This is a genomic window from Vulcanithermus mediatlanticus (assembly GCF_055385885.1).
This window is the reverse complement of sequence record NZ_AP042385.1, coordinates 336,626-357,788: the sequence shown is the minus strand read 5'-3', so window position 1 is coordinate 357,788 and position 21,163 is coordinate 336,626. Positions and strand designations below refer to the sequence as shown.

At 66.7% G+C, this 21,163-nt stretch carries 25 protein-coding genes, 1 tRNA gene and 1 pseudogene; 10 read left to right on the top strand and 17 right to left on the bottom strand.

Annotation, left to right across the window (positions count from 1 at the left end; genetic code table 11):
• Positions 1-160: 160 nt before the first annotated feature.
• From pyrR to ACZ5BT_RS02775, 5 genes are read left to right on the top strand one after another with little or no spacing between them, the layout of a single operon-like run.
• Complete coding sequence (pyrR, locus tag ACZ5BT_RS02795; RefSeq protein ID WP_464885108.1) at positions 161-703, top strand: bifunctional pyr operon transcriptional regulator/uracil phosphoribosyltransferase PyrR; 543 nt, start codon at positions 161-163, stop codon at positions 701-703.
• A complete protein-coding gene (locus ACZ5BT_RS02790; RefSeq protein ID WP_464885107.1) occupies positions 700-1,635 on the top strand; it encodes an aspartate carbamoyltransferase catalytic subunit in 936 nt (311 codons plus the stop codon). The genes pyrR and ACZ5BT_RS02790 overlap by 4 nt, the downstream gene beginning before the upstream one ends.
• Complete coding sequence (locus ACZ5BT_RS02785) at positions 1,632-2,900, top strand: dihydroorotase (RefSeq protein WP_464885106.1); 1,269 nt, start codon at positions 1,632-1,634, stop codon at positions 2,898-2,900. The genes ACZ5BT_RS02790 and ACZ5BT_RS02785 overlap by 4 nt, the downstream gene beginning before the upstream one ends.
• Complete coding sequence (locus tag ACZ5BT_RS02780; protein WP_464885105.1) at positions 2,884-3,645, top strand: iron-sulfur cluster-binding protein; 762 nt, start codon at positions 2,884-2,886, stop codon at positions 3,643-3,645. The genes ACZ5BT_RS02785 and ACZ5BT_RS02780 overlap by 17 nt, the downstream gene beginning before the upstream one ends.
• The gene (locus ACZ5BT_RS02775) at positions 3,632-4,534 is read left to right on the top strand and encodes a dihydroorotate dehydrogenase (protein WP_464885104.1); all 903 of its coding nucleotides are present in this window, start codon (positions 3,632-3,634) and stop codon (positions 4,532-4,534) included. Before ACZ5BT_RS02780 ends, ACZ5BT_RS02775 begins: the two co-directional genes overlap by 14 nt.
• A 71-nt stretch (positions 4,535-4,605) precedes the next feature.
• Here the strand turns inward: ACZ5BT_RS02775 and katG are convergent, their stop codons facing one another.
• The 6 genes from katG to ispE all read right to left on the bottom strand — a co-directional run bounded on the left by katG (position 4,606) and on the right by ispE (position 11,111).
• Positions 4,606-6,801, bottom strand: coding sequence for a catalase/peroxidase HPI (gene katG, locus ACZ5BT_RS02770; protein WP_464885103.1), 2,196 nt, complete (start codon positions 6,799-6,801; stop codon positions 4,606-4,608).
• Positions 6,802-6,879: 78 nt separating this feature from the next.
• Entirely contained in the window at positions 6,880-8,130 is a 1,251-nt protein-coding gene (gene nhaA, locus ACZ5BT_RS02765) for a Na+/H+ antiporter NhaA (protein ID WP_464885102.1), read from the bottom strand.
• A 3-nt stretch (positions 8,131-8,133) separates the two neighbouring features.
• The gene (locus ACZ5BT_RS02760) at positions 8,134-8,595 is read right to left on the bottom strand and encodes a Fur family transcriptional regulator (protein ID WP_464885101.1); all 462 of its coding nucleotides are present in this window, start codon (positions 8,593-8,595) and stop codon (positions 8,134-8,136) included.
• Between the two features lie 64 nt (positions 8,596-8,659).
• Positions 8,660-9,940, bottom strand: coding sequence for an MATE family efflux transporter (locus ACZ5BT_RS02755; RefSeq protein ID WP_464885100.1), 1,281 nt, complete (start codon positions 9,938-9,940; stop codon positions 8,660-8,662).
• Positions 9,937-10,290, bottom strand: coding sequence for a hypothetical protein (locus tag ACZ5BT_RS02750; protein ID WP_464885099.1), 354 nt, complete (start codon positions 10,288-10,290; stop codon positions 9,937-9,939). The genes ACZ5BT_RS02755 and ACZ5BT_RS02750 overlap by 4 nt, the downstream gene beginning before the upstream one ends.
• On the bottom strand, positions 10,290-11,111 hold the full coding sequence (gene ispE, locus ACZ5BT_RS02745; RefSeq protein WP_464885098.1) for a 4-(cytidine 5'-diphospho)-2-C-methyl-D-erythritol kinase: 822 nt from the start codon (positions 11,109-11,111) through the stop codon (positions 10,290-10,292). Before ispE ends, ACZ5BT_RS02750 begins: the two co-directional genes overlap by 1 nt.
• Before the next feature lie 28 nt (positions 11,112-11,139).
• Between ispE and ACZ5BT_RS02740 the strand changes: the two genes are divergently transcribed.
• On the top strand, positions 11,140-11,814 hold the full coding sequence (locus tag ACZ5BT_RS02740) for a nitroreductase family protein (protein WP_464885097.1): 675 nt from the start codon (positions 11,140-11,142) through the stop codon (positions 11,812-11,814).
• Between the two features lie 27 nt (positions 11,815-11,841).
• On the opposite strand, the gene ispD is transcribed toward ACZ5BT_RS02740, so the two are convergent.
• From ispD to ACZ5BT_RS02720, 4 genes are read right to left on the bottom strand one after another with little or no spacing between them, the layout of a single operon-like run.
• Positions 11,842-12,489 (bottom strand): 2-C-methyl-D-erythritol 4-phosphate cytidylyltransferase, encoded by a 648-nt coding sequence (gene ispD, locus ACZ5BT_RS02735; RefSeq protein ID WP_464885096.1) that lies wholly within the window; start codon positions 12,487-12,489, stop codon positions 11,842-11,844.
• Position 12,490: 1 nt separating this feature from the next.
• On the bottom strand, positions 12,491-13,069 hold the full coding sequence (locus ACZ5BT_RS02730; RefSeq protein WP_464885095.1) for a response regulator: 579 nt from the start codon (positions 13,067-13,069) through the stop codon (positions 12,491-12,493).
• A 9-nt stretch (positions 13,070-13,078) separates the two neighbouring features.
• Positions 13,079-14,161: a sensor histidine kinase gene (locus ACZ5BT_RS02725; RefSeq protein ID WP_464885094.1), complete on the bottom strand. Its 1,083-nt coding sequence runs from the start codon at positions 14,159-14,161 to the stop codon at positions 13,079-13,081.
• Positions 14,112-15,248 carry an ABC transporter ATP-binding protein gene (locus tag ACZ5BT_RS02720; RefSeq protein ID WP_464885093.1) on the bottom strand — a complete coding sequence of 379 codons (1,137 nt, stop codon included), beginning with the start codon at positions 15,246-15,248 and terminating at the stop codon, positions 14,112-14,114. Before ACZ5BT_RS02720 ends, ACZ5BT_RS02725 begins: the two co-directional genes overlap by 50 nt.
• Before the next feature lie 138 nt (positions 15,249-15,386).
• Between ACZ5BT_RS02720 and ACZ5BT_RS02715 the strand changes: the two genes are divergently transcribed.
• Positions 15,387-16,229: a DMT family transporter gene (locus ACZ5BT_RS02715; protein WP_464885092.1), complete on the top strand. Its 843-nt coding sequence runs from the start codon at positions 15,387-15,389 to the stop codon at positions 16,227-16,229.
• A gap of 30 nt (positions 16,230-16,259) precedes the next feature.
• Here ACZ5BT_RS02715 and ACZ5BT_RS02710 read toward each other — a convergent pair whose 3' ends face one another.
• On the bottom strand, positions 16,260-16,766 hold the full coding sequence (locus ACZ5BT_RS02710; RefSeq protein WP_464885091.1) for an HNH endonuclease: 507 nt from the start codon (positions 16,764-16,766) through the stop codon (positions 16,260-16,262).
• Between the two features lie 66 nt (positions 16,767-16,832).
• Here ACZ5BT_RS02710 and ACZ5BT_RS02705 point away from each other — a divergent pair, with 66 nt between their 5' ends.
• The 3 genes from ACZ5BT_RS02705 to ACZ5BT_RS02695 all read left to right on the top strand — a co-directional run bounded on the left by ACZ5BT_RS02705 (position 16,833) and on the right by ACZ5BT_RS02695 (position 18,680).
• Positions 16,833-18,074, top strand: coding sequence for an aspartate kinase (locus ACZ5BT_RS02705; protein WP_464885090.1), 1,242 nt, complete (start codon positions 16,833-16,835; stop codon positions 18,072-18,074).
• Positions 18,071-18,541, top strand: a complete 471-nt coding sequence (locus ACZ5BT_RS02700) for a phosphoribosyltransferase (protein WP_464885089.1) — start codon at positions 18,071-18,073, stop codon at positions 18,539-18,541. The genes ACZ5BT_RS02705 and ACZ5BT_RS02700 overlap by 4 nt, the downstream gene beginning before the upstream one ends.
• Positions 18,542-18,604: 63 nt before the next feature.
• Positions 18,605-18,680, top strand: a tRNA-Ala gene (locus tag ACZ5BT_RS02695).
• A 47-nt stretch (positions 18,681-18,727) separates the two neighbouring features.
• On the opposite strand, the gene ACZ5BT_RS02690 is transcribed toward ACZ5BT_RS02695, so the two are convergent.
• The 6 genes and pseudogenes from ACZ5BT_RS02690 to ACZ5BT_RS02665 form a co-directional block, all read right to left on the bottom strand.
• Complete coding sequence (locus ACZ5BT_RS02690; RefSeq protein WP_464885088.1) at positions 18,728-19,141, bottom strand: hypothetical protein; 414 nt, start codon at positions 19,139-19,141, stop codon at positions 18,728-18,730.
• Complete coding sequence (locus ACZ5BT_RS02685; protein ID WP_464885087.1) at positions 19,138-19,434, bottom strand: cupin domain-containing protein; 297 nt, start codon at positions 19,432-19,434, stop codon at positions 19,138-19,140. Before ACZ5BT_RS02685 ends, ACZ5BT_RS02690 begins: the two co-directional genes overlap by 4 nt.
• Complete coding sequence (locus ACZ5BT_RS02680) at positions 19,431-19,625, bottom strand: DUF542 domain-containing protein (protein WP_464885752.1); 195 nt, start codon at positions 19,623-19,625, stop codon at positions 19,431-19,433. The genes ACZ5BT_RS02685 and ACZ5BT_RS02680 overlap by 4 nt, the downstream gene beginning before the upstream one ends.
• A 63-nt stretch (positions 19,626-19,688) precedes the next feature.
• Positions 19,689-20,135 (bottom strand): annotated as a pseudogene (locus ACZ5BT_RS02675) (arsenate reductase ArsC); the annotation flags it as partial.
• Positions 20,136-20,175: 40 nt separating this feature from the next.
• Positions 20,176-20,667 (bottom strand): TlpA family protein disulfide reductase, encoded by a 492-nt coding sequence (locus ACZ5BT_RS02670; protein ID WP_464885086.1) that lies wholly within the window; start codon positions 20,665-20,667, stop codon positions 20,176-20,178.
• A gap of 8 nt (positions 20,668-20,675) precedes the next feature.
• Entirely contained in the window at positions 20,676-21,110 is a 435-nt protein-coding gene (locus ACZ5BT_RS02665) for a GNAT family N-acetyltransferase (RefSeq protein ID WP_464885085.1), read from the bottom strand.
• Positions 21,111-21,163: the final 53 nt, after the last annotated feature.

Genomic DNA, 21,163 nt, shown 5'->3' with positions numbered 1-21,163 from the left:
CGGTTTTGAGTTGACCGCGTCCGGGGATGGGCGTTAGACTGAGCCGACCTTTAAACCGGTCCAGCGAGGCCGGAAAGGGGGTTAAAAAAATGGTTAAAGCACGGCCCAAAGGTCAAAGGTGTGCGCCCGGACGGGCGGCGTTTTTTTATGGGGGGCGCGTATGCGATTCAAAGCGCGCGTGATGGAACCGCCCGACATCGACCGGGCGCTCAAACGCCTGGCCCACGAGGTCCTCGAGGCCACCAAAGGCGGCCGCGACCTCGCCTTCGTCGGTATCCATACCCGGGGCATCCCGCTCGCGAAACGGCTCGCATCCCTGGTCGAACGCTTTGAGGGGTGGACGCCCGGTATCGGCGAGCTCGATATCACCCTCTACCGGGACGACCTCAGTGAGGTGAAGCGGGCGCCGGTGGTGCGCTCCACGCGCGTGCCCTTCGATGTTCGGGGCAAGCGCGTGGTCTTGGTGGACGACGTCATCTTCACCGGCCGGACGGTGCGGGCGGCCCTCGACGCCCTGGCCGATCTGGGCCGGCCCTCCCGGGTCTACCTCGCGGTTTTGGTGGACCGGGGTCACCGGGAGTTGCCCATCAGTCCGGATTTCGTTGGCAAAAACCTGCCGACCTCCAAGCGCGAGGTGGTCAAGGTCAAGCTGCAGGAGGTCGACGGCGAAGACGCGGTCGAGCTTTGGGAGCGAGTGTCATGAGGGCCGAGGGTCAAAGGCTTTCCCACCTTTTGGATTTTTCCGGTTGGGACGAAGCTGGGGTTCGCCGGATTTTTGAGACCGCCGATGCCATGGCTGAGGTGCTCAAACGGCCGATCAAGAAGGTTCCCACGCTGCAAGGGCGCACGGTCGCGACCGTGTTTTTTGAGCCCTCGACCCGAACCCGCACCTCCTTTGAGCTCGCCGCCAGGCGGCTTTCGGCCGATGTGGTCTCGTTTAGTCCCGGGACCTCGAGCCTCAAAAAGGGCGAATCCTACAAGGACACCCTGCTGACGCTTGCCGCCTACGGCGTCGATCTCTTCGTCATCCGCGCCGATGCGGCGGGGGTGCCGGTCCAGGCGACGCGATGGGTGCGGGCCTCGGTGGTGAACGCCGGGGACGGTCGCCGGGCTCACCCCACCCAGGCCCTGCTCGATGCCTACACCCTCGAGCAGACGATCGGGCCCTTGCGGGGAAAGAAAATCGCCATCGTCGGTGACATCCTTCACTCCCGGGTGGCCCGCTCGGATGCCGAGCTCTTTTCGCTCTTGGGGGCGGAGGTCTGGCTCTCGGGTCCGCCGAGCCTGCTTCCGAAGACGCCCTTCTTTGGCGCCCGCATGACCTCTGACCTCAAGGAGGCGCTGGCAGAGGCGGACGCGGTGATCGCGCTCCGAATCCAAAAGGAGCGCATGGAGGGCGGGCTTTTGCCCTCGGAAGAGGAATACCGGGCTTCCTACCAGATCAACGCGGCCACCCTGGCCCTGGCCAAGCCCACAGCGCCGCTGTTGCACCCGGGGCCGATGAATCGGGACCTCGAGGTCGACGGTCGGCTCGCCGACGGACCGAGGAGCCTCGTTCTCCGTCAGGTGGAGAATGGCCTCGCGATCCGGATGGCGGTTTTGTACCACTGCCTGGTGGGGGGTGGTGAGGCGTGAGACTCTTGATCAAGAACGCCCGGCTGGTGGACGATCGGGGTGAGCTCGGCCGGGGCGATGTGCTCATCGAAGGGGGACGAATCGTTTCCCTCGAGGGCGGCGAGGCCGAGCGCGTGGTTGACGCCGAGGACCGCTTGCTCCTCCCCGCCTTTTTCGACCTGCACACCCACCTCCGGGTCCCGGGTCAGGAGGTCAAAGAAGACCTCACTTCCGGGCTCAAGGCCGCGGCGGCGGGGGGGTTCGCCGAGGTGGTGGCCATGCCCAACACCGACCCGGTGATCGATCGCCCGGAGGTGATCCGGGCGCTCTTAGGCCAGGCCGGGCAGGTGGATGGGGCCCGGCTTTCGGTGGCCGCTGCGCTCAGCGCCGGCCAGGCGGGGCGGCGGCTCGCCGAACTCGGCCGTCTGAAGGAAGCCGGGGCGGTCCTCTTTACCGACGACGGGCACACCAACGAGGATGCCCGGCTGCTGGCCGTGGGGCTCCGTTACGCGGCGGCGCTCGGCGTTCCCGTCGCCGTGCACGCCGAGGACGCCACCTTACGGGCGGACGGCGTCGTTCACGAGGGCAAGGTCTCCGAGGCGCTGGGGCTCCCGGGGAACCCGGCCGAGGCCGAATCGGCACGCATCGCCCGCGATCTCGAGATTCAACGTCTTGGCCAGGGCCACCTCCACATCCAACACCTCTCCACCTACACCGGGGCGAGGTTCGTCCGCCAGGCCAAGGCCAGGGGGCAACGGGTGACGGCCGAGGTCACGCCGCACCACCTGACCCTCACCGACGAAGCGCTGTATGGCCTTGACCCCATTTTCAAGGTCGCGCCCCCCCTCCGGGAACGAGCCGACGTCGAGGCGTTGATCGCCGCCCTGGAGGACGGGACGGTGGACGTGGTGGCCACCGATCACGCGCCGCACACGCTGGCCGAAAAGGAAGCCGATTTCCTCCGGGCACCCTTTGGCATACCGAACCTCGAGGTCGCCTTCGCGCTCCTCTTCACCGAGCTGGTGGAAAAACGGGGGTTTCCCCTCGGGCGGCTGGTCGAGGCCATGGCCAGCGCCCCCCGGCGGTTGCTCGGACGCGAGGCGGTGCGGCTCGAGGTAGGCGCCAGGGCGGATCTGGTGCTCGTGGACCCCAAGCGCGTCCGGCCGGTGAACGCCGAGGACTTCATCTCCAAGGCCAAATACAGCCCCTGGGCGGGCTGGGAGCTCGTGGGCTGGCCGGTGCTGACCTTGGTCGACGGGAGGGTGGCCTATGCAGCCCTGGGATGACCACCGCCTGGTGCTGATCGAGCGTGAGGTCAGGGGGGATCGCGGCGTGCTGGTGTTCGATGCGCCCACGATCGCCCCCCTGCTCTGGCCGGGACAGTTCATCAACCTCGAGGTCCCGGGTTTGCTGCTTCGCCGCCCCATGGCCCCGGCGGTGCTCAGCGGCCGTTTGCTGATCTTCGTGCGGGGGAGGGGCGAGGGGACGCGGCACCTGCTCGAGCTCCCGCCTGGCACGGTGCAGAGGGCGCTGGCGCCCCTGGGAAACGGCTTTCCCCTTCCCGAAGGCCGGGCGGTCTTGGTGAGCGGTGGGACCGGCGCCGGGCCCCTTTTGCACCTGGCGCGGTTTTTGGTCAAACGCGGTCACGAGGTGGTCTTGCTCCACGGGGCCAAGGACCAAAGCGAGGCCTTTTTCGCCCCCTACCTCCGGGCCAGCGGGGCAGAGGTTCGGTTCTTTTCGGAAGACGGGAGCTGGGGCGAGCGCGGCTACCCCACCGATGCCCTGCCCTTTGTGCTGCGTCCGGGGGATACGCTGTTTGCGGTCGGGCCCGAGGCCATGATGCAAAAGGCGGCGGGCGTTGCCCGGACCATGGCCCTGCCCGCCTATGTGAGCCTTGAAGCCCACATGGCGTGCGGGGTCGGGAGCTGTCTTTCCTGCGCGGTCCCGACCGCCAAGGGCCAGCGCCACGTCTGCACAGACGGGCCGGTGTTCCCTGCCGAGGAGGTGCGCTTCCACCTTGAACCCGCTTGAAGTCGAGTTCCTCGGGGTGCGTTTTCCAAACCCCATCGTCACCGCGAGCGGCACCTTCAACTACGGTCGCGAGTATGCCCACCTCTACCCGCTTTCCCGCCTCGGGGCCATAACCACCAAGGGAACCTCGCCCCGGCCCATCGCCGGGGCGCCTCCGCCCCGCATCACCGAAACCCCTGGGGGGATGCTCAACGCGATTGGCCTTGAGAACAAGGGGGTCGAGGCTTACCTCCAGGATGAACTCCCCTGGCTGAAAGCGCTCGGGGCCCGGGTCATCGTGAACGTCTTCGGCGAGCGTCCTCGGGATTTTGCGTATGTGGCGGCAAAGGTCAGCCCCTACGCCGACCTTATCGAGCTCAACCTTTCCTGCCCCAACGTGCACGGCGGCGGCCTGCCCTACGCCCACGACCCCAAGGCCGCTGCCGAGGTGGTGCGGGCGGTCAAGGGGGCGACCGATCGCCCGGTCGTTGCCAAGCTCTCGCCGGAGGGGCCGACGCTTGAAGTCGCCGAGGCCCTGGAGGGGGCGGGGGTGGACGGGTTTTCGCTGATCAACACCCTGCGGGGCATGCGCATCGATCTGGAAACCAAGCGGCCCGTCCTCGGTCACCGCACCGGGGGGCTTTCGGGCCCGGCGATCCGCCCGCTCGCGGTTCGGCTGATCTACGAGCTCTACCAAAGTACCGACCGGCCGATCATCGGGATGGGCGGGGTCCGCACGGTGGAGGATGCCCTCGAGCTCGCCCTCGCCGGGGCCCGCTTGGTCGCGGTGGGCACCGCCACCTTCGCCGATCCCTACGCCCCCGTCAAGCTGATCGAAGGCCTTGAGCGTTTCTTCGCGGATCGCGAGGATACCTGGCTCGACTGGGTGGGCGGGGCCCACGCGGGGTAGCGGGATCGCCTCGCTCTGCTTTGGCGTGGAAAGCGCCCCGGCTTTGGGCCGGGGCGCTTTTGGAGTTTGGCCTACCACCAGAAGAGGTCGAAGCGATCCAGGTTCATTACCTTGGTCCAGGCCCTGACGAAGTCGTGGACGAACTTTTCCCGGCTGTCGTCCTGGGCGTAGAACTCGGCCTGGGCCCTGAGCTCGCTGTTGGCGCCGAACACGAGGTCGACCCGGGTTGCCTGCCAGCGGATCTCGCCGGTTTCACGGTCCAACCCCACGAAGTGCCGCCCCTCTTCGTCCGCTGGTTGCCACTCGGTGCCCATGTCGAGGAGGTTGACGAAGAAGTCGTTGGTGAGTGCGCCGACGCGGTCGGTGAATACGCCGTAAGGGCTGCCCCCGAAATTCGCCCCCAGGACGCGAAGGCCTCCGATGAGGACGGTCATTTCGGGCACGGTGAGGGAAAGGAGCTGGGCCCGGTCGATCAGGGCGAGCTCGGCGGGAAACTGGCATTCGGGTTTGAGGTAGTTGCGGAAACCATCGGCGACCGGCTCGAGGTAGGAAAAGGATTCGATGTCGGTCTGTTCCTGGCTGGCGTCCACCCGGCCGGGGGCGAAGGGGACCTCGATCTCGTGGCCCGCCTTCTTCGCCGCCGCTTCCACTGCGGCCGTCCCCCCGAGCACGATCAGGTCGGCGAGAGAGACCTTCTTCCCGTTGCCCTGCGTCGCGTTGAACTCGCTTTGGATGCCTTCGAGGACCCCGAGCACCCGTTCAAGCAGCGCCGGCTGGTTCACTTCCCAGTTCTTCTGGGGCAAAAGGCGGATCCGGGCCCCGTTCGCCCCGCCCCGCTTGTCCGAGGCGCGGAAGGTCGAAGCCGAGGACCAGGCGACGTAGACGAGCTCGGGAATCGCGAGGCCCGAGGCGAGGATCTTCGCCTTGAGCTCGCGCACGTCGGCTTCGTCGATGAGCTCATGATCGCGCGGGGGCAGGGGGTCTTGCCAGATCAGATCCTCGTCCGGCACCTCTGGCCCCAGGTAGCGCGATTTCGGGCCCATGTCGCGGTGGGTGAGCTTGAACCAGGCCCGGGCGAAGGCATCGGCGAATTCATCCGGGTTTTCCAAAAAGCGCCGGGCGATCCGCGCGTAGATCGGGTCGTAGCGGAGCGCGAGGTCGGTGGTGAGCATGATGGGCTTGGTTTTTTTGCCGGGAACGTGAGCGTCCTCGACCAGGTCCTCGGGGTCGGGGTTGACCGGTTCCCACTGCCAGGCGCCGCCCGGGCTTTTGGTCAGGTTCCAGTCGTACTTGAAGAGGAGCCGCAAAAAGCTCATGTCCCACTGGGTGGGGTTGGGGGTCCAGGCGCCCTCGAGGCCGCTGGTAATGGTGTCCGGGCCCTTGCCGCTTCCGAAGCTGTTTTTCCAGCCGAGCCCCTGTTCCTCGAGCGGCGCGGCCTCGGGCTCGGGGCCGAGGTGGTCGGGGCTGGCGGCGCCGTGGGCTTTGCCGAAGGTGTGACCGCCCGCGATGAGAGCCACCGTTTCCTCGTCGTTCATGCCCATGCGCCGGAAGCTCTCGCGAATGTGCTTGGCCGACTCGAGGGCGTTGGGCTCGCCGCCGGGTCCTTCGGGGTTGACGTAGATCAGGCCCATATGGTCGGCGGCCAGCGGTTTTTCGAGCTCGCCCCCCGGGTGGCGCTCGTCGCCGAGCCATTCGGACTCGGGGCCCCAGTTGATGTCCTCTTCGGGGGCCCAGATGTCGACCCGACCGGCTCCGAAGCCAAACGTCTTCAATCCCATGGACTCCAGCGCCACGTTCCCGGCCAGGATCATGAGGTCGGCCCAGGAGATCTTGTTGCCGTACTTCTTCTTGATCGGCCAGAGCAGCCGCCGGGCGCGGTCGAGGTTGACGTTGTCGGGCCAGCTGTTGATTGGGGCGAAGCGTTGGTTTCCGGTCGCGCCTCCGCCTCGACCATCAAAGACCCGGTAGGTCCCTGCCGAGTGCCAGGCCATGCGGATGAAGAGGGGCCCGTAGTGACCCCAATCGGCCGGCCACCAGGGCTGGGAAGAGGTCATGAGCGCCTTGAGGTCCGCCTTAAGCGCCTGGTAATCGAGCTCGGCGAAGGCCTTTTTGTAGTCGAAGTCGGGAGCGTGGGGTCGGAGTTCGCTCGGGTTTTGGTAGAGGATCTTCAGGTTCAGCTTGTTCGGCCACCAGTCACGCAGTTTGTTGCCCTCGAGGACGGTGTGCTTGAGGGCGTCCTCGGAGTACGGGCACTTCCCTTCCGCCATACTTACCTCCAAAACATATCCATTATGGATATGTATCCCTAGCATAGGGGGCCCGGGCGGGAAGGGAAAGGGTCCGGATTACATTTTCCCGGGCCGGAGGCGGAGGAGCAGGCCGGTGCCGAGGAGAGCGGCAGCGACCGAGGCCAGGAGTACGCCTACCTTGGCCTCATCGAGAAGGGTGGGGTCGAAGGCCAGACCGGCGATGAAAAGGGCCATGGTGAAGCCGATCCCCGCCACCATGCCCACGCCCAGGATGGCCGACCAGCCCACCCCCGAGGGCAGCTGGGCCAGCCCGGCGCGGACGGCGAGGTAGGAAAAGGCCAGGATGCCGAGCGGTTTGCCGATCACCAGGCCCAGGAAGGCACCCAGGGCCACCGGGCCGAAGGCCATGCCGGAGAGGGCCACCCCGGCGTTCATGAAGGCGAAGATGGGAAGGATCGCGTAGGCGACCCAGGGGTGGAGCCGGTGCTCGAGCCGGTGGAGGGGCGATTGGGCCTCGGCGGCGGCGGATTCCAGGCTTTCGAGCTCGGCCTCGAGCGCTTCAGGATCGCTCGAGGCAGCTGCCCGGATCCGGTTTTGAAAGGCCGGCAGCGGCATACCGCGACCGAGGGGAATGGCGAGGGCCAGCAAAACGCCGGCCACGGTGGCGTGGACGCCGGATTGGAGCACGAAGTACCAAAGGACGAGGCCGAGCACCAGGTAGGGGAGGAGGTTTTTGACCCCCAGACGGCCGATCCCGAGCAGCACGGCGTAAACGGCCAGGGCCGCGGCCAGGGCAGTGAGGTTCAGCTTGGCGGTGTAAAAAAGGGCGATCACCAGGACCGCCCCCAGGTCGTCCACGATGGCCAGGGCGGTGAGGAAGACTTTAAGGCCGAGGGGCACCCGCCGGCCGAGCAACGCCAGCACCCCCAGGGCGAAGGCGATGTCGGTGGCCATCGGCACGCCCCAACCGGCGGCACCCGGGCCACCGGCGTTGAGGACGACGTAGATCAGGGCCGGGGTGATCATGCCGCCGAGGGCCGCGGCGATGGCGAGGGCGGCCCGGCGGGGTTCTTTGAGTTCACCGGAGAGCAGCTCGCGCTTGAGTTCCAGCCCCACCAGCAGGAAGAAGATGGCCATCAAAAAGTCGTTGACGAAATGCAAAAGGTCTTTTTCCAGCCGCCAGCTGCCGATCTGGAGCGAGAGGGGGACTTCGCGGAGCGCGAAATAGGCGCTGGCAAAGGGCGAGTTGCTCAAGGCAAAGGCCAAAAGGGCGGCCAGAAAGAGGAGGACACCACCCTTGGCCTCGCTCTCAAGGAACTGGTCGAGGAGCACTCGAGGCCGGATCATGGCTCAGGCGGAACGGGCGAGACGGGCCTGGCAGGCGGGGCAGATGCCGGTGAACTCCACCTTGCGTCCTTTGATCTTCCAGCCCGCGAGGTCGCTTTTGTCTTCGGGAAAGACCGCCTCGGGAACCACGGCCTCAAGCGGCCCCTTCGCCTTGACGTCCACCATCCGTCCGCAGACCTCGCAAAAGAGGTGGTGGTGGGGTTCGGTGACCGCGTCGTAGCGATTGACACCGTCCGGCCCCACGAAGCGGCGGATCACCCCGGCCTCGCTGAGCTTGGCCAGGTTCTGGTAGAGCGTGGCGATGCTGATCGGCGTGCCCTCGGCTCTCAGGGCGTCGTACATGGCCTCGGGGGTAAAGTGTTCCCGTCGGGCCGATAGGAGCGCCAGGATGCGGCAACGCGCCCGGGTGGGCCGGAGCCCGTGGGCGACGAGGCGCTCGCGGATTCGATCATCGTTGCAAGACATATCCGTTTTCATTATGTCTCAGCTGGCCGGGGAGATTGGGGTGGGGGATGCAATTGGACCCCGGTCAAACCAGCCCGGCTTTGAAGTATCCCCAGCCCTGAAACGCCGCCCGCCCCAGGTTGATCACCAGCATGCCGGACCAGATGCCCAAAAGTCCCCAGCCGAGGGTGGGGCTCAGGATGAAGACGAGGGCGCCCAGGCTGGAGGCCAAAAGCATCGAGATCGCGAGGAAGCGGAAGCGCTCGTCGGCCATGAAGATCCCGTCCCAAACGAAGACCAGCGCGTTGAGGGGTGTGCTGAGGTAGACCAGGGGCCACACCGCCGCCACCGCGGCGAGCACCTCGGCGTCGGGGGTGAAGATCCGGGGAAGCAGCCCCCGGAGCAGATAGAGGAACACCGCCAGGATCACGCCTGAGACCAGTCCCCAGCCCAGGATGCGGTCGGCGGCCTGGCGCGCGGCTTCACGGTCTTGCCCCCGGAGCTTGGCCACCAGCGCCTGGGCGGCGATGGCCAGAGCGTCGAGGATCATGGCCAAGAAGAGCCAGATCTGCCACACCACCTGGTGGGCGGCGACCGCGGTGACGCTGACCCGGGCGGCCATGGCCGCGGCCAGGGTGATGGCCCCCACCAGGCTGAAGGTGCGGACGAACATCTCGCCCCCAACCTTGAGGTAGGGGATGAGCGAGCGAAGCTCGGGGAAAGGCCCAAAGGCGCCTTGCCTTCTCAGGTTGAGAAAAAACCAGAGCGCCCCGGCGCTTTGGGCAATGACGCTCGCGATCGCTGCCCCTTTGAGGCCGAAACCGAGCCAAAAGATGAAGAGCGGGTCGAGCACGGCGTTTGCCAGGTTGGTCCAGAAGGCGACCCAAAAGGGGGTGCGCGTGTCCTGCAAACCGCGGTAGATGCCCTGGGCGGCGGTCATGACCAGGATGGCGAGCCCGGAGAGCGCCCGTAGGCGGAGGTAGCCGAGGGCGGGGGCGTACACCTCGCCGCTCGCTCCCATGAGCCGCACCAAGACCGGGGCCAGGGCCTCGAGGGCCAGGGTGGCCAGCGTTCCCAGGATGAGGGCGAGCCACAGCGACTCCGAGGTACGGGCGCGGAGCGCACTGCGGTCGTTCCTGCCGAGGGCATAGGCGACGCGGGGGGTGGTGGCGTAGGCCAAGAAGTTAAAGACCACGAAGAAAAGCCCGAGCAGCGCGGTGGTGATGCCCAGCGCTGCCAGCTCGGTCGAGCCGAGGCGGCCAACGAAGGCGGTATCCACCATCGAGACCAGGGGTTCAACGGCCAGCGCTCCCAGGGCGGGAATGGCCAACCGGAAGATCTCCCGGTCCAGGGCGCCGAGCCTCATCTCTCCCCATCTCCCAGGGCTGAGATGCGGCGCACTTCAGCGATTTCCGGCGCCCGGACGAGGGATTCTTGCAGGCGGCTCAGCAGGCGGGCCCGTCGTTGTGCCTTGCCAAAGAGGAGGTCGAGCAGCGAGGGCGGCTTGGTGAACGCGCGGTAGCGCTCGGTCTCGCCCTCCACCTGCCCCAGGCCGAGGAGTAGGGTTTTCCCCTCGAAGCGGACGGCGAACTCGACACCCCAGTCCCAACGGCGCTGCCCGAGGACCCGGATGCCTCCGCGTTCGAGGGCCTCGATGACGATGGCGACGGTTTGATCTTCTGGGGCTTTGCTGGTGAATTCAAGCGCAGGAATCATCAGCCTTTCTCCAGGTGTACGGGTTGGATCCAGAAACCCGGGAATCGTTCCCGGAGCCGATCGGCCAGGCCGGTCTCGGTTTGGGGAACGATGAAGGTGGGACCGGAGCCGGAGAGCAGCGGACAGAGACCCTGGGCCTCGAGGGCCCGCCGGACGCGAAGGAGCTCGGGTTTCAGGCGGAAGGCGGCCTTTTCCAGGTCGTTGCGCCAGGGCGGGCAGCGCCCCTGGGCGAGGGCCTCGAGAATGGCCGCGACCGGAAGCGGCGGGCCGTGGTCGTCGGGAACGAGCGCCGCGTAGACGGCCCGGGTTTCCAGGGCGAAGGGTGGTTTGAGCAGCACGAACCGGCCCTCGATTGGGGTCAGGCCCCTGGTGCGCTCACCGACGCCCTCGGCCTCGGCCAGACCCCCCTCGAGCAGGAAGGGGACGTCGGCGCCGAGGCCGAGGGCCAGCGTCCGGAGGTCAACCGGGGCGGGGTAGATGCGGCGGAGGCCCCTGAGAACGGCGGCGGCGTCGGCGGAGCCGCCGCCGAGCCCCGCGGCCACCGGGATGCGTTTTTCGAGCTCGATGGCGACGCCGCCCGGCCAGCCGGCGGCCTCGAGATAGCGCTCGGCCGCTCGCCAGGCCAGGTTGGCGGCGCCGTTTGGCACCCGGGCCCCCTTGACGGTGAGCTGGATCCCCCGCGGCCTGGCCCTGAGACAGAGCGCGTCGGCGAGGTTCACGGTGGCGAAGACGGTGTGAAGTTCGTGATAGCCGTCGGGGCGGCGGCGACGCACCGCCAGACCGAGGTTGATTTTGGCCAGGGCCTTTTCGCGCGCCTCCATGCTAGCTAAGAGCATAATCGGAGATAACATGGAAAAGTCGTTCGTTCCCCTTGTCTACCGAGCTCCCTCGGAAGAGGCGTTGCTTGAACGGGCGCGCGGGTTTTACCGGCAGATCCGGACCCGTCGCTCGGTGCGGCAGTTCAGCGACCGGCCCGTGCCTCGCGAGGTGATCGAGCTGGCGATCCAGAGCGCGGCCCGGGCGCCGAGCGGGGCCAACCAGCAGCCCTGGCATTTCGTCGCGGTGTCGGATCCGGCGACAAAGCGGGCCATCCGCCTCCGCGCCGAGGCGGTGGAGCGCGAGTTCTACGCCAGGCGAGCGCCAAAGGCCTGGAAGGGTGCCCTCAAACCGCTTGGCACCGGACCCTCGAAGCCCTTTCTGGAGGAAGCGCCCTGGTTGATCGCGGTCTTCGCCCAAACCTACGGCTTCGATGCCGGGGGGCGGCGCGTGAAGCACTACTTCGTGACCGAGTCGGTGGGGCTTGCCACCGGGTTTCTCATCGCCGCGCTTCACTTCGCCGGGCTGGCGACGCTGACCTACACCCCCAGCCCGATGGGGTTTTTGCGCGATCTCCTCGGCCGACCGGAAAACGAGCGCCCCTTCATGCTGGTGGTGACCGGCTATCCGTCGCCCGAAGCCCGGGTGCCGGTGATTGGCAAAAAACCGCTCGAGGCGGTGGCCACCTTCGTCGAGCCCGGCGACTGAGCGATCGCCCCGGCCGCTCTACATCATCTAGGAAGACCGCTTGAGGAGGGCTTCCACCAGCGCCAGGTCTTCGGGGTAGGTCACCTTGAGCATCCGCCGGTCGCCGGGGACCAGGGTCACGGGATAGCCCAGCCGGCGGACCAGCGTGGCCTCGTCGGTGCCCAAAAAGCCGTCGCGGCGGGCCTTTTGGTGGGCCTCGAGCAGCAGGTTGCGAAAGAACCCCTGCGGGGTCTGCACCAGGCGATAGCGCTCCCGGGGCAGCTGCTCGCCGTAGGTGCCGTTTTGATCCCGGATCAGGGTGTCGGGAACCGGGATCACCGGAACGGCGGCGCCGGTGTGCTTTGCGGCTTCGAAGACCGACTGCACCACCCGCGCCACCACGTAGGGCCGGGCGGCGTCGTGGACCAGGACGATATCGCCCTGGGCCACCTCGAGCAGGCGGGCCACGCTGTCCTGGCGGTGCTCGCCGCCCTCGAGGACGTGGGCTTTAAGCCCCTTGGGCGGACGGTGACCGGGGGGGAGGGCGACGAGGATCTCGTCGGCGAAGGCGAAGGCTTCCACCGCCCAGGCCAGGAGGGGTTTGCCCGCGGCTTCGACGAACGCCTTGGGACCAAGGCCAAGACGCTGACCGGCGCCCGCGGCTGGGATGAGGACGGAAACGCTCGGCGTCGTCATCCTAGAGCAGCCCCAGATTCCGCGCGTTGGCCAGGGCCTCGATCCGGCTCCCGGCCTCGAGCTTTTGGTAGAGGCGCTTGATGTGGTCGCGAACGGTCTCCGGGCTGAGCGAGAGCTCCTTTGCGATCTGCTTGGCGGAAAGCCCCTGGGCCAGGTGTGAAAGGACCTGGCGTTCGCGGGTGGTGAGCTCGGGGACCTCCGGTGGGGTGAAGCTCTTGAGTCGACCGCTCGCCAGCCCTCGCAGGGTCTGGGCGACCTCGAGGGGACTCGCTTCCTTCGAGAGGTAGGCGTTGGCACCGGATCGCGCCGCGGCGACCTGCAGCGCCGGCTCGGTAAAGGTGGTCAGCATCACGATAAAACCCTTGTAACCGGCCTCCCGGAGCCGCTCGGCCGCCTCAAGCCCGTCCATGACCGGCATCTTGACGTCGAGCAGCGCGGCCTCGGGGTTCTTTTTCAGGGTGAGGGCCACGGCCTCCTCGCCGTTTTCGGCCTCGGCCACCACCTGAAACCCCTCGCGCTCGAGCATGGCCCGAAGGCCAACGCGAAAAAGGGGATGGTCATCGGCGATGAGTATGCGCACCGTTCCTCCTCACCAGATGGTTTCCATGGTCTCGTAGACGGTTTTCGGGTCGTAGTTGACCTCGAGCCTCAATCGGGCGCCTCCGTTGCCGGTGGCGGTGAGCCGGCCATGGTGGATCTCGGCGATGCGGCGGGCGATGTAGAGGCCGAGCCCGGCGCTTCCCGAGCGTACCTCGTAGCGCCTTTGGCTGCGGAAGGGCCGGGCCAGCTCCTCCAGTGGCGCCGGCAGGCCGGGGCCGTCGTCAGCCACCTCGATCCAGCCGTCGCCGACGTGAATGGTGATGCTTTTGCGCGCGTGCCGGATGGCGTTGTCGAGCAGATTGTCGATGGCGCGTTCGATCATATCCCGGTCGATCTTGGCAAAGCCATGCCCCTGCACCCGGATGGCGACCCCGCGGTCGCTGGCCTGGGGCAGGTGGCGCAGGCGGAGGCGCTCGGCCAGTTCGCGAAGGTTTTCAACCCGGGCTTTGGGGCGGACGTTTTCGATCCGGCTCGCGGTGAGCAGGTTTTCGAGCAGGCGGTAGACGCGCTCGAGCTCGCCCTCGAGCTGTCGCAGCAGCATCAAGCGGTTTTCCCGGCCGATGTCGTGGGCCTCGCGCAGGTACTGGGTGGCGCGGCCGGCGGCCAGGATGGGCGTTTTCAGGTCGTGGGCCAGCATGGCGTAAAAGGCCTCGCGTTCTTCGGCGGCCTGGCGCAGGTGCTCGAGGACCTCCTCGAAGCGCCGGCGCACGGTGGCGACCTCGAGCGGCTCGGCCCGGTCGGCCGGGGGGAGGTAGAGGTCGCCGATCGAGCGCCGGCTCACCCGGAGGTAACGCATATCGCGTTCCAGCCGCTCAAGCGGCAGGAGAATGCGGCGGGCCACCCAGTAGCCGATGCCCGCCGAGACGAAAAGTGCCACCGACATCCAGCCCAAAACCGGCCACCCCAGCTTGCCCCACACCTCGGGGGCGATGTAGCCCACCGCAAACAGAACGGTGAGCGAGGGCAGGAAGGCCAGGGCGCCGATGGTGATGGCCAGCGACAGCCTGAGGCTGCCGCTGGCCTCAAGCGCTGACTTCTTCTTTCTCCTGGGCGTGGGAGATGACCCGTTCACTTTCCATATCAAAGGTGTGGAGGCGTTCGCGGTGGACCAGCAGCTCGACCACCTGCCCCGGCTGGACCGGAACGTAACCGTCGAGCCGGGCGGTGATCAGCGTGCCGTTGCTGTTGACGTGAATTTCGGTGTCCGCGCCCAGGGGTTCCACCACCTCGACCTCACCCTTGATGGCGTTTTCGTCCTCCTCGACCTGGGCGTGACCTTTGAGTTCCAGGTGCTCGGGGCGGATGCCGAGCCAGACCTGCTTGCCGATGTAGCCACCTTCCCGGAGCTCCTTGGCCATTTTGTCGTTGGTGCGGATCTTCATGGCCTCGCTGACGAGGTAGACCTTGCCCCCCTCGTCGGCGACGCTGGCGGTGAGGAAGTTCATCGCCGGGCTGCCGATGAAGCCGGCGACGAACTTGTTGACGGGGAACGCGTAGAGGTGCATGGGCGAGTCAACCTGCTGGATTTCGCCGTCCTTCATGACCACGATCCGCTCGCCCATGGTCATGGCCTCGACTTGGTCGTGGGTGACGTAGATGGTGGTCACGCCCAGCCGGCGGTGGAGTTTCGAAATCTCGGCCCGCATCTCGACGCGGAGCTTGGCATCGAGGTTGGAGAGGGGCTCGTCCATAAGGAAAACATGGGGTTCGCGGACGATGGCGCGCCCCAGGGCCACCCGCTGCCGCTGCCCGCCGGAGAGCTCGCGGGGCTTGCGTTTCAGGAGGTGTTCGATCTTGAGGATCTTCGCCGCTTCCTTAACCCGGCGTTCGATTTCCTGGCGAGGGACTTTCCGCAGGCGCAAACCAAAGGCCATGTTGTCGTAGACGCTCATGTGGGGGTAAAGGGCGTAGTTCTGGAAGACCATGGCGATGTCGCGGTCTTTGGGCGGGACGTCGTTGACCAGGCGATCGCCGATGTAGACGTTGCCTTCGCTAACTTCCTCAAGACCGGCGATCATTCTGAGGGTGGTGGTCTTGCCGCACCCCGAAGGGCCGACGAAGACCACGAACTCGCCGTCCTCGGTGTCGAGGGTGAAGTCCTTGACCGCGACCACTTTTCCAAAGCGTTTCCAAACGTTTTCCAACCTGACTTTGGCCATGTCGTTCGCCTCCTTTTGGCTTCCCGCGCTTTGGGCCTGGTGCCCATCGGGGAAGGTGGGTGGGGACTCTCGTCTCCAACAATTTAACACGTGACCGGAGCGGGGCGCACTTTTTGGCTTCGTGACACAATACGGGGCGTGGGTTACCTCTACATTGCCATGGCGGCGGCGCTGTGGGCCCTGATTGGGCCGGTCGCCCGCGCGCTCTTTGCCACGGGAATGACCCCGGTCGAAGTCGCTTTTTTTCGCGCCCTGATCGGGGGTGGTTTTTTTCTTTTTCATGCCACGGCGAGGCAGCGGCTTTTTCTGCCGCGCACGGTGATTTTGCCGGTGGTGGCCTTTGGCGCGGTCGGGGTGGCGTTTTTCTACCTGAGCTACCAGCTGGCGGTGGAATACGGTGGGGCGGCTCTGGCTTCGGTATTGCTCTACACCGCCCCGGCCTGGGTGGCGGTCCTCGGGGCGCTCATTCTTAAAGAGCCGATGCACCGCCCGAAGGTCATAGCCGTCGGCCTCACCGTTTCCGGGGTGATGGTGCTGGTTCTTGGTTCAGGCGGCGAGATCGAGCTCGGCCTGCGCGGGGTGCTTTGGGGCATGGCTTCCGGCCTTGGTTACGCCCTTTACTACATCTTTGGCAAGCTGTATTTCGCCCGCCATCCGGCGGAGGCCATTTATGCCCTGGCCCTTCTGGTCGGCGCCGCTTTGCTCTTGCCTTTCGTTCGGATGTGGCCCGGTGAGCCACTTCAGTGGGCCTGGCTCGCCGTGATCGGATTCGCCTCGACCTACCTCGCCTATGCCTTCTACGCCCGGGGGCTGGCCCGGCTCGAGGCCACCCGGGCCAGCGTCGTGGCCACCCTCGAGCCGGTTCTGGCGTCGCTCTTTGCGTACCTGTGGTGGGGCGAGCAATTCACCTGGCTCGGTTACGTTGGCGCCGCCATGGTGCTGGGCGCGGTGCTTTTGGTGGTGGTGAGCGAGGCCAAATGACCGCGACCGACGTGCCGTGGCTCGGGGTGCTTAACCCACCAGGTAGGTACGCCAGGGCTCGGGGGGTTCGGGGACCTCGAGGAGGATCGCCTCGTGATAGCGGGGGACGCGGGGTGGCCTCAGAAGCCGCATCCCCGCCTCTTCCGGGGTTCGATTCCCCTTTTTCGCGTTGCAGCGGAGGCAGGCGGCGACCAGGTTGTCCCAGCTCGTCCGGCCGCCCCGGCTCTTGGGGATGACGTGGTCGAGGGTGAGCTCGACGTTGCTCCTGCCGCAATACTGGCAGGTGTAGCGGTCGCGGCGCAGGACGTTTTTTCGGGAAAGCGAAAGCCGCCCCTGGGGGCGGCGGACGAAGCGCTTGAGCCGGACGATGCTCGGCACCGGGTACGGCGCCGATGGGGTGTGGAGGGTCAGCGGGGAGGTGACCACCGTCTCAGCGCGGCCGCTGATGACCAGCGCCACGCCCCTGCGAATGCTGGTCAGGCCGAGGGGTTCGTAGCCCTGGTTGAGCACGAGCACAAAAGGCGCGCTTAGGTTCACCTTGGCCCTTACTATACCGTGGCGGGTCTTGCGATTTTCAAGGCTCGTGGTAGCATCCCAGGCAAGATGGCGCTGATCGTCCAGAAGTACGGCGGGACCAGTGTGGCCGACCTCGACAAGATCAAAAAGGTCGCGCTTCGGGTGCAGCACTACCGGGAGCAGGGCTTCGGTGTCATCGTGGTGGTGAGTGCCATGGGCAGCACCACCGACGAGCTCGTGGCCCTGGCCCGGCGCGTCCACCCGCGCCCGACGCCGAGGGAACTCGATATGCTCATGGCCACCGGCGAGCAGCATTCGGCCGCCCTGCTCGCTCTGCAGCTCTCGGCCCTGGGGATCCCGGCGCAGAGCTTCGTCCAGCACCAGATCGGGATCGTGACCGACGGCCGCTACACCAACGCCCGCATCGTCGAGGTCCGGCCCGAGCGCATCCTCAAGGTGGTGCGCGAGGGGAAGGTCGCCGTGGTCGGCGGGTTCATGGGGACGACGCCGGAGGGCGAGCTGACCACGCTGGGCCGGGGCGGGTCGGACACCACCGCCGTGGCCATCGCGGCGGCCGTCGGGGCCCACGAGGCCGAGATCTTCACCGACACCGAAGGGGTCTACACCACCGACCCCCACCTGATCCCAGAGGCGCAAAAGCTTCCGGCGATCGGATACGATCAGATGATCGAGCTCGCCGCCCTGGGCGCCAAGGTGCTCCACCCCCGGGCGGTGTGGTACGCCAAGCGATACAAGGTGCGCTTGCACGTTCGCAGCAGCTTCAGTTACAACCCGGGCACGATCGTTGGGGAGGCAAAGGATATGAAACTCACAAGGCCGGTGACAGGCGTGGCGCTGGATCTGGAACAGGCGGAGATCGGTCTGGTGGGCATTCCCGACCGTCCCGGCGTGGCGGCACGGGTGTTCAATGCCCTGGGGAAGGCCGGGATCAGCGTCGACATGATCATCCAAGGGGTGCCGAGGCACGAAGCCAGCCGGACCCAGATGGCGTTCACCGTCCACAGGGACTACGTGGAGGATGCTCTGGACGTAATCCGGCCGGTCCTCGAGACGCTGGGTGGCGAGGTGGTGGTCAAGCGAGACATCGCCAAGCTCTCCATCGTCGGGGTCGCACTCGCGAGCACCCCGGGGATTCCCTCGAGGATGTTCGAGGCCGTGGCCAGCGTGGGCGCGAACATCCACATGATCGCCACCAGCGAGGTGCGCATCAGCGTGATCATCGACGCCGATCGGGCCGAGGAAGCGCTTCGTGCGGTCCACAGCGCCTTTGAGCTGGATAAGCCGCTTCCGGCTGGAGGTGCGGCGTGAAGAAGGTGGTCTACAGCTGGGAGGATATCCTCGATCACGCGCGGATTTTGCTCGGGAAACTCGCTGGCAGGAACTACGATGCGCTGTTGGCGATTACCCGCGGGGGGATGATTCCCGGCGCGCTGCTCGCCGAGGCCCTGGGAATTCGGAACGTGCTCACGGCCGCGGTGATGCTCTACGACGACACGGTCCGCGCTCACGACGAGCCCCACTTCCTCCAGTTCCCGGTCGACGCCCTGGTCCTCGATAAGAAGGTTCTGGTGGTCGACGATGTCTGGGATTCGGGCCGAACCGCGGTGGCGGTTCGCGAGCGCGTCAAGCAGGCGGGCGGCGAGCCTGAGGTGGCGGTGTTGCATTTTAAGCCGACCAACAATGCGTTTCCCGGTGACGGGCCCGACCATTACGCCCTTCAAACCTCGGACTGGATCGTCTACCCCTGGGATCCCGAGAGCTGGGTGGGGGTGTGAGGCCGGGCCGGGGCTTCGTTTTTGACAAATTCCCTGGCCTTCGCTAATATAGCCAGTGCGGCTGGGGCCGTGGCGCAGCTGGGAGCGCGCCTCAATGGCATTGAGGAGGTCGTGGGTTCAAGTCCCACCGGCTCCACCAAGAAACCCCCGGGGATGCCCCCGGGGGTTCCCTTTTCGCCTTGGGGCCTAGCGGGGACCACGGAAGGTCGCCGCCGACTTGGGCCTGGTCCAAAGGACCTCGAGCATCAGCGCGACGAAGGTAAAGATGGCGAGGAGCTCCAGCCCGGAAAAAAGCCCCCACACATATCCCGGCCAGTCAAGACCCCAGCCGAGCGCCATCCCCAAAAGGCCAGCGTTGGCCACGGCGACCTGTGCCAGGGCCACGCCGGGCCGCCGGAAGGGGACGCCGCGAAAGCGGGGCAGGGCGTGGTAGGCGACCCCGTAGACCATCATGCTGAGAAAGCCGAGGAGCTGCATGTGGGCGTGGGCGGTGCGCCAGGCGTGGGGGATGAGGTCGAGGCCCATCAGCAGGCCGAGCACGCTGGCCAGCGCGAACCAGATGAGCGAGGCCGAAAGGGCGAGTCGGCTGGCGAGGATCATGGTCTGGGCGTGATGATGCCGAGCACCAAAAAGCGCTCGCCGGTCGCCTTGGCTCCGTGCGGTTTTCCCGGCTCGCAGGCCAGGAGTTCGCCGGGGCCGACCTTTCGCCGCTCATTCCCGGCCCAGAGCTCGCCCTCGCCCTCCAGGCATAGCAGAAAAACCCGGGGTTCGCCGCTCCCGGAGACTTCCTGGCCCTGGCTCAGGCTGAAGAGAACCAGCCGCGCCTCGGGGTGATCGGCGATGAGCTGGACGTGGCGCCGCGGGCCGTAGCTGGCCAGATCGAGGAGGTTCATCTCGCCTCCTTAAGGGCCTCGAGGGCGGCGACGACCTCTTCCAGGGAAACGCCGGCCTCCTGGGCGGCCTTGGCCAGTGGCTCGCTGCCACCGCAGCAGGTGTCGATGCCGAGCTGGGCCAGAACCGTCATGGCCTCGGGGTTTTGCGCGATGATCTCGTTCACCGTGATCTTGGGATCGATGGCCTCCATGGTCCCGGATTGTACCCCTGCGTTTACCCGTGAGCCATGACTTGCGTCAAGCCCTTGAGGCCAGGCGACCCGCTGCAGGGCCTCGGCCTTGGGGATCTGGCCCCGCGCCAGGCAACCGACGAGGAACGCGCTCATGCGCTCGAGGGCGTCCCGGACCTCTCGCCAGACGGCGAGGCTTTTCCCGGTCGGGTCGGGGAAGCTGACGTGGCGGCGGTGGGTTCCCGCCGGTAGGGTGGGGCAGGCGGTGGCCGCCTGGTCGCACACGGTGATGACCAGGTCGAAGTTTTCCCAATGGGTGAAGGCCTCGAGCGTTTTCGAGCGGTGGCCGCCGAGGTTAATGCCCCGTTCGCCCATGACCCGGATGGCCTCGGGCTTGACGTGAGTTTTTTGGATTCCGGCCGAGCCGACCTCGATCTTGAGCCCGGCCAGCCGGGCGTAATGTCGCACCCACCCCTCGGCCATCTGGCTCCGGGCCGAGTTGTGGGTGCAGAGGATCAGGATCCGTCGCACCTTCACCCGGCCATGATTGCCGAGGGGTGTCAGGGGAGGGTCATTGGCAGGGGGCGACTTCCGCCAGTTCGTATTCGCCCTTGTTGTCGGTGTCGGTGACCAGATCCTTGGGTTTGCCGCCGCTGAGCTCGGCCGCGCGCCGGCCCAGGGTATTGAGCGCCAGGCGGTGGAAACCGGTGAAGGCGATCTCGACCTTCCCTTCGTGGAAGAGGTAGGTGGCGGGGACGAAGCGTCCCCCGAAGGCCTTGAGGGCCTGGCATCCGTTTTGCACGATGGGGAAGTTTTCCAGGTAGTCCTGGGTGTAGATTTTGGTTTCCTCGGGCGTGGCGGTGGAGATCAGCCATACCGGGACGTTGGGGGCGATCTGGGGCAACCGCCTCAGGTAGCCGACCACGTGCCGGCTCGCGAACACCACCGGGTGAAAAAAGACGATGACCACCGGCGTTTTGTGTTCGCCGAGGTTCAGGGTTTCGCCGTTTTCAGCCTGCAGCGTGATCGCGGGGGCAGGCGCACCTTTTTCCAAGACGTCCATGGATCCTCCTAGCGTATCCGTGCCCGGTAAGCGCCGAGCGCGGTCATGCCGAGCCGTTCGAAAAACCCTGGTTCGAGGGGGAGGTCGGTATCGGTGAGGACTTCAAAGTCTCCGGCGCCAACGCTCCGGGCCAGCGCCGCGGCTTGCTCGAGCAGCATGAGCGCAGCCGCCTCGGTGTTGTGGGTGGGTGAAAGCAGCAGCCGGTCGACCCGGGCCGTGGGCAGGTCGTCGAAGAGGCCCTGGCGGATCCAGACCGTCACCGCCCCGACCAGGTCGTCGCCGTCCTCGAGGACCAGCAGAGCGTTGCCCTCCGAGGCCAGGAAATAAAGCAGGTGACGCGCGAACTGGGCGGACTCTTCGGCGTCCAGTCCCTTGCCGAGCACCGATTCGAGAAGCGCTTCGAGTTTTTTGGCGTCGTGGATTTCCCCCGCGCGTACCCGCATCCCGGCGGCGATTATACCTTGACCCAGAGCCCGCGTGACTTGGGTATACACTG

What these genes read in the sequence shown, in the direction of transcription:
- ACZ5BT_RS02690 (WP_464885088.1), bottom strand. Translation starts at nt 19,141, where the DNA reads ATGATCCTCGCCAGCCGACTCGCCCTTTCGGCCTCGCTCATCTGGTTC.
- ACZ5BT_RS02665 (WP_464885085.1), bottom strand. Translation starts at nt 21,110, where the DNA reads ATGCGGGTACGCGCGGGGGAAATCCACGACGCCAAAAAACTCGAAGCG.
- ACZ5BT_RS02680 (WP_464885752.1), bottom strand. Translation starts at nt 19,625, where the DNA reads ATGGAGGCCATCGATCCCAAGATCACGGTGAACGAGATCATCGCGCAA.
- ispD (WP_464885096.1), bottom strand. Translation starts at nt 12,489, where the DNA reads ATGACGACGCCGAGCGTTTCCGTCCTCATCCCAGCCGCGGGCGCCGGT.
- ACZ5BT_RS02760 (WP_464885101.1), bottom strand. Translation starts at nt 8,595, where the DNA reads ATGTCTTGCAACGATGATCGAATCCGCGAGCGCCTCGTCGCCCACGGG.
- ACZ5BT_RS02780 (WP_464885105.1), top strand. Translation starts at nt 2,884, where the DNA reads ATGCAGCCCTGGGATGACCACCGCCTGGTGCTGATCGAGCGTGAGGTC.
- ACZ5BT_RS02685 (WP_464885087.1), bottom strand. Translation starts at nt 19,434, where the DNA reads ATGAACCTCCTCGATCTGGCCAGCTACGGCCCGCGGCGCCACGTCCAG.
- pyrR (WP_464885108.1), top strand. Translation starts at nt 161, where the DNA reads ATGCGATTCAAAGCGCGCGTGATGGAACCGCCCGACATCGACCGGGCG.
- ACZ5BT_RS02755 (WP_464885100.1), bottom strand. Translation starts at nt 9,940, where the DNA reads ATGAGGCTCGGCGCCCTGGACCGGGAGATCTTCCGGTTGGCCATTCCC.
- ACZ5BT_RS02740 (WP_464885097.1), top strand. Translation starts at nt 11,140, where the DNA reads ATGGAAAAGTCGTTCGTTCCCCTTGTCTACCGAGCTCCCTCGGAAGAG.
- katG (WP_464885103.1), bottom strand. Translation starts at nt 6,801, where the DNA reads ATGGCGGAAGGGAAGTGCCCGTACTCCGAGGACGCCCTCAAGCACACC.
- ACZ5BT_RS02790 (WP_464885107.1), top strand. Translation starts at nt 700, where the DNA reads ATGAGGGCCGAGGGTCAAAGGCTTTCCCACCTTTTGGATTTTTCCGGT.
- ACZ5BT_RS02750 (WP_464885099.1), bottom strand. Translation starts at nt 10,290, where the DNA reads ATGATTCCTGCGCTTGAATTCACCAGCAAAGCCCCAGAAGATCAAACC.
- ACZ5BT_RS02705 (WP_464885090.1), top strand. Translation starts at nt 16,833, where the DNA reads ATGGCGCTGATCGTCCAGAAGTACGGCGGGACCAGTGTGGCCGACCTC.
- ACZ5BT_RS02720 (WP_464885093.1), bottom strand. Translation starts at nt 15,248, where the DNA reads ATGGCCAAAGTCAGGTTGGAAAACGTTTGGAAACGCTTTGGAAAAGTG.
- ACZ5BT_RS02670 (WP_464885086.1), bottom strand. Translation starts at nt 20,667, where the DNA reads ATGGACGTCTTGGAAAAAGGTGCGCCTGCCCCCGCGATCACGCTGCAG.
- nhaA (WP_464885102.1), bottom strand. Translation starts at nt 8,130, where the DNA reads ATGATCCGGCCTCGAGTGCTCCTCGACCAGTTCCTTGAGAGCGAGGCC.
- ispE (WP_464885098.1), bottom strand. Translation starts at nt 11,111, where the DNA reads ATGGAGGCGCGCGAAAAGGCCCTGGCCAAAATCAACCTCGGTCTGGCG.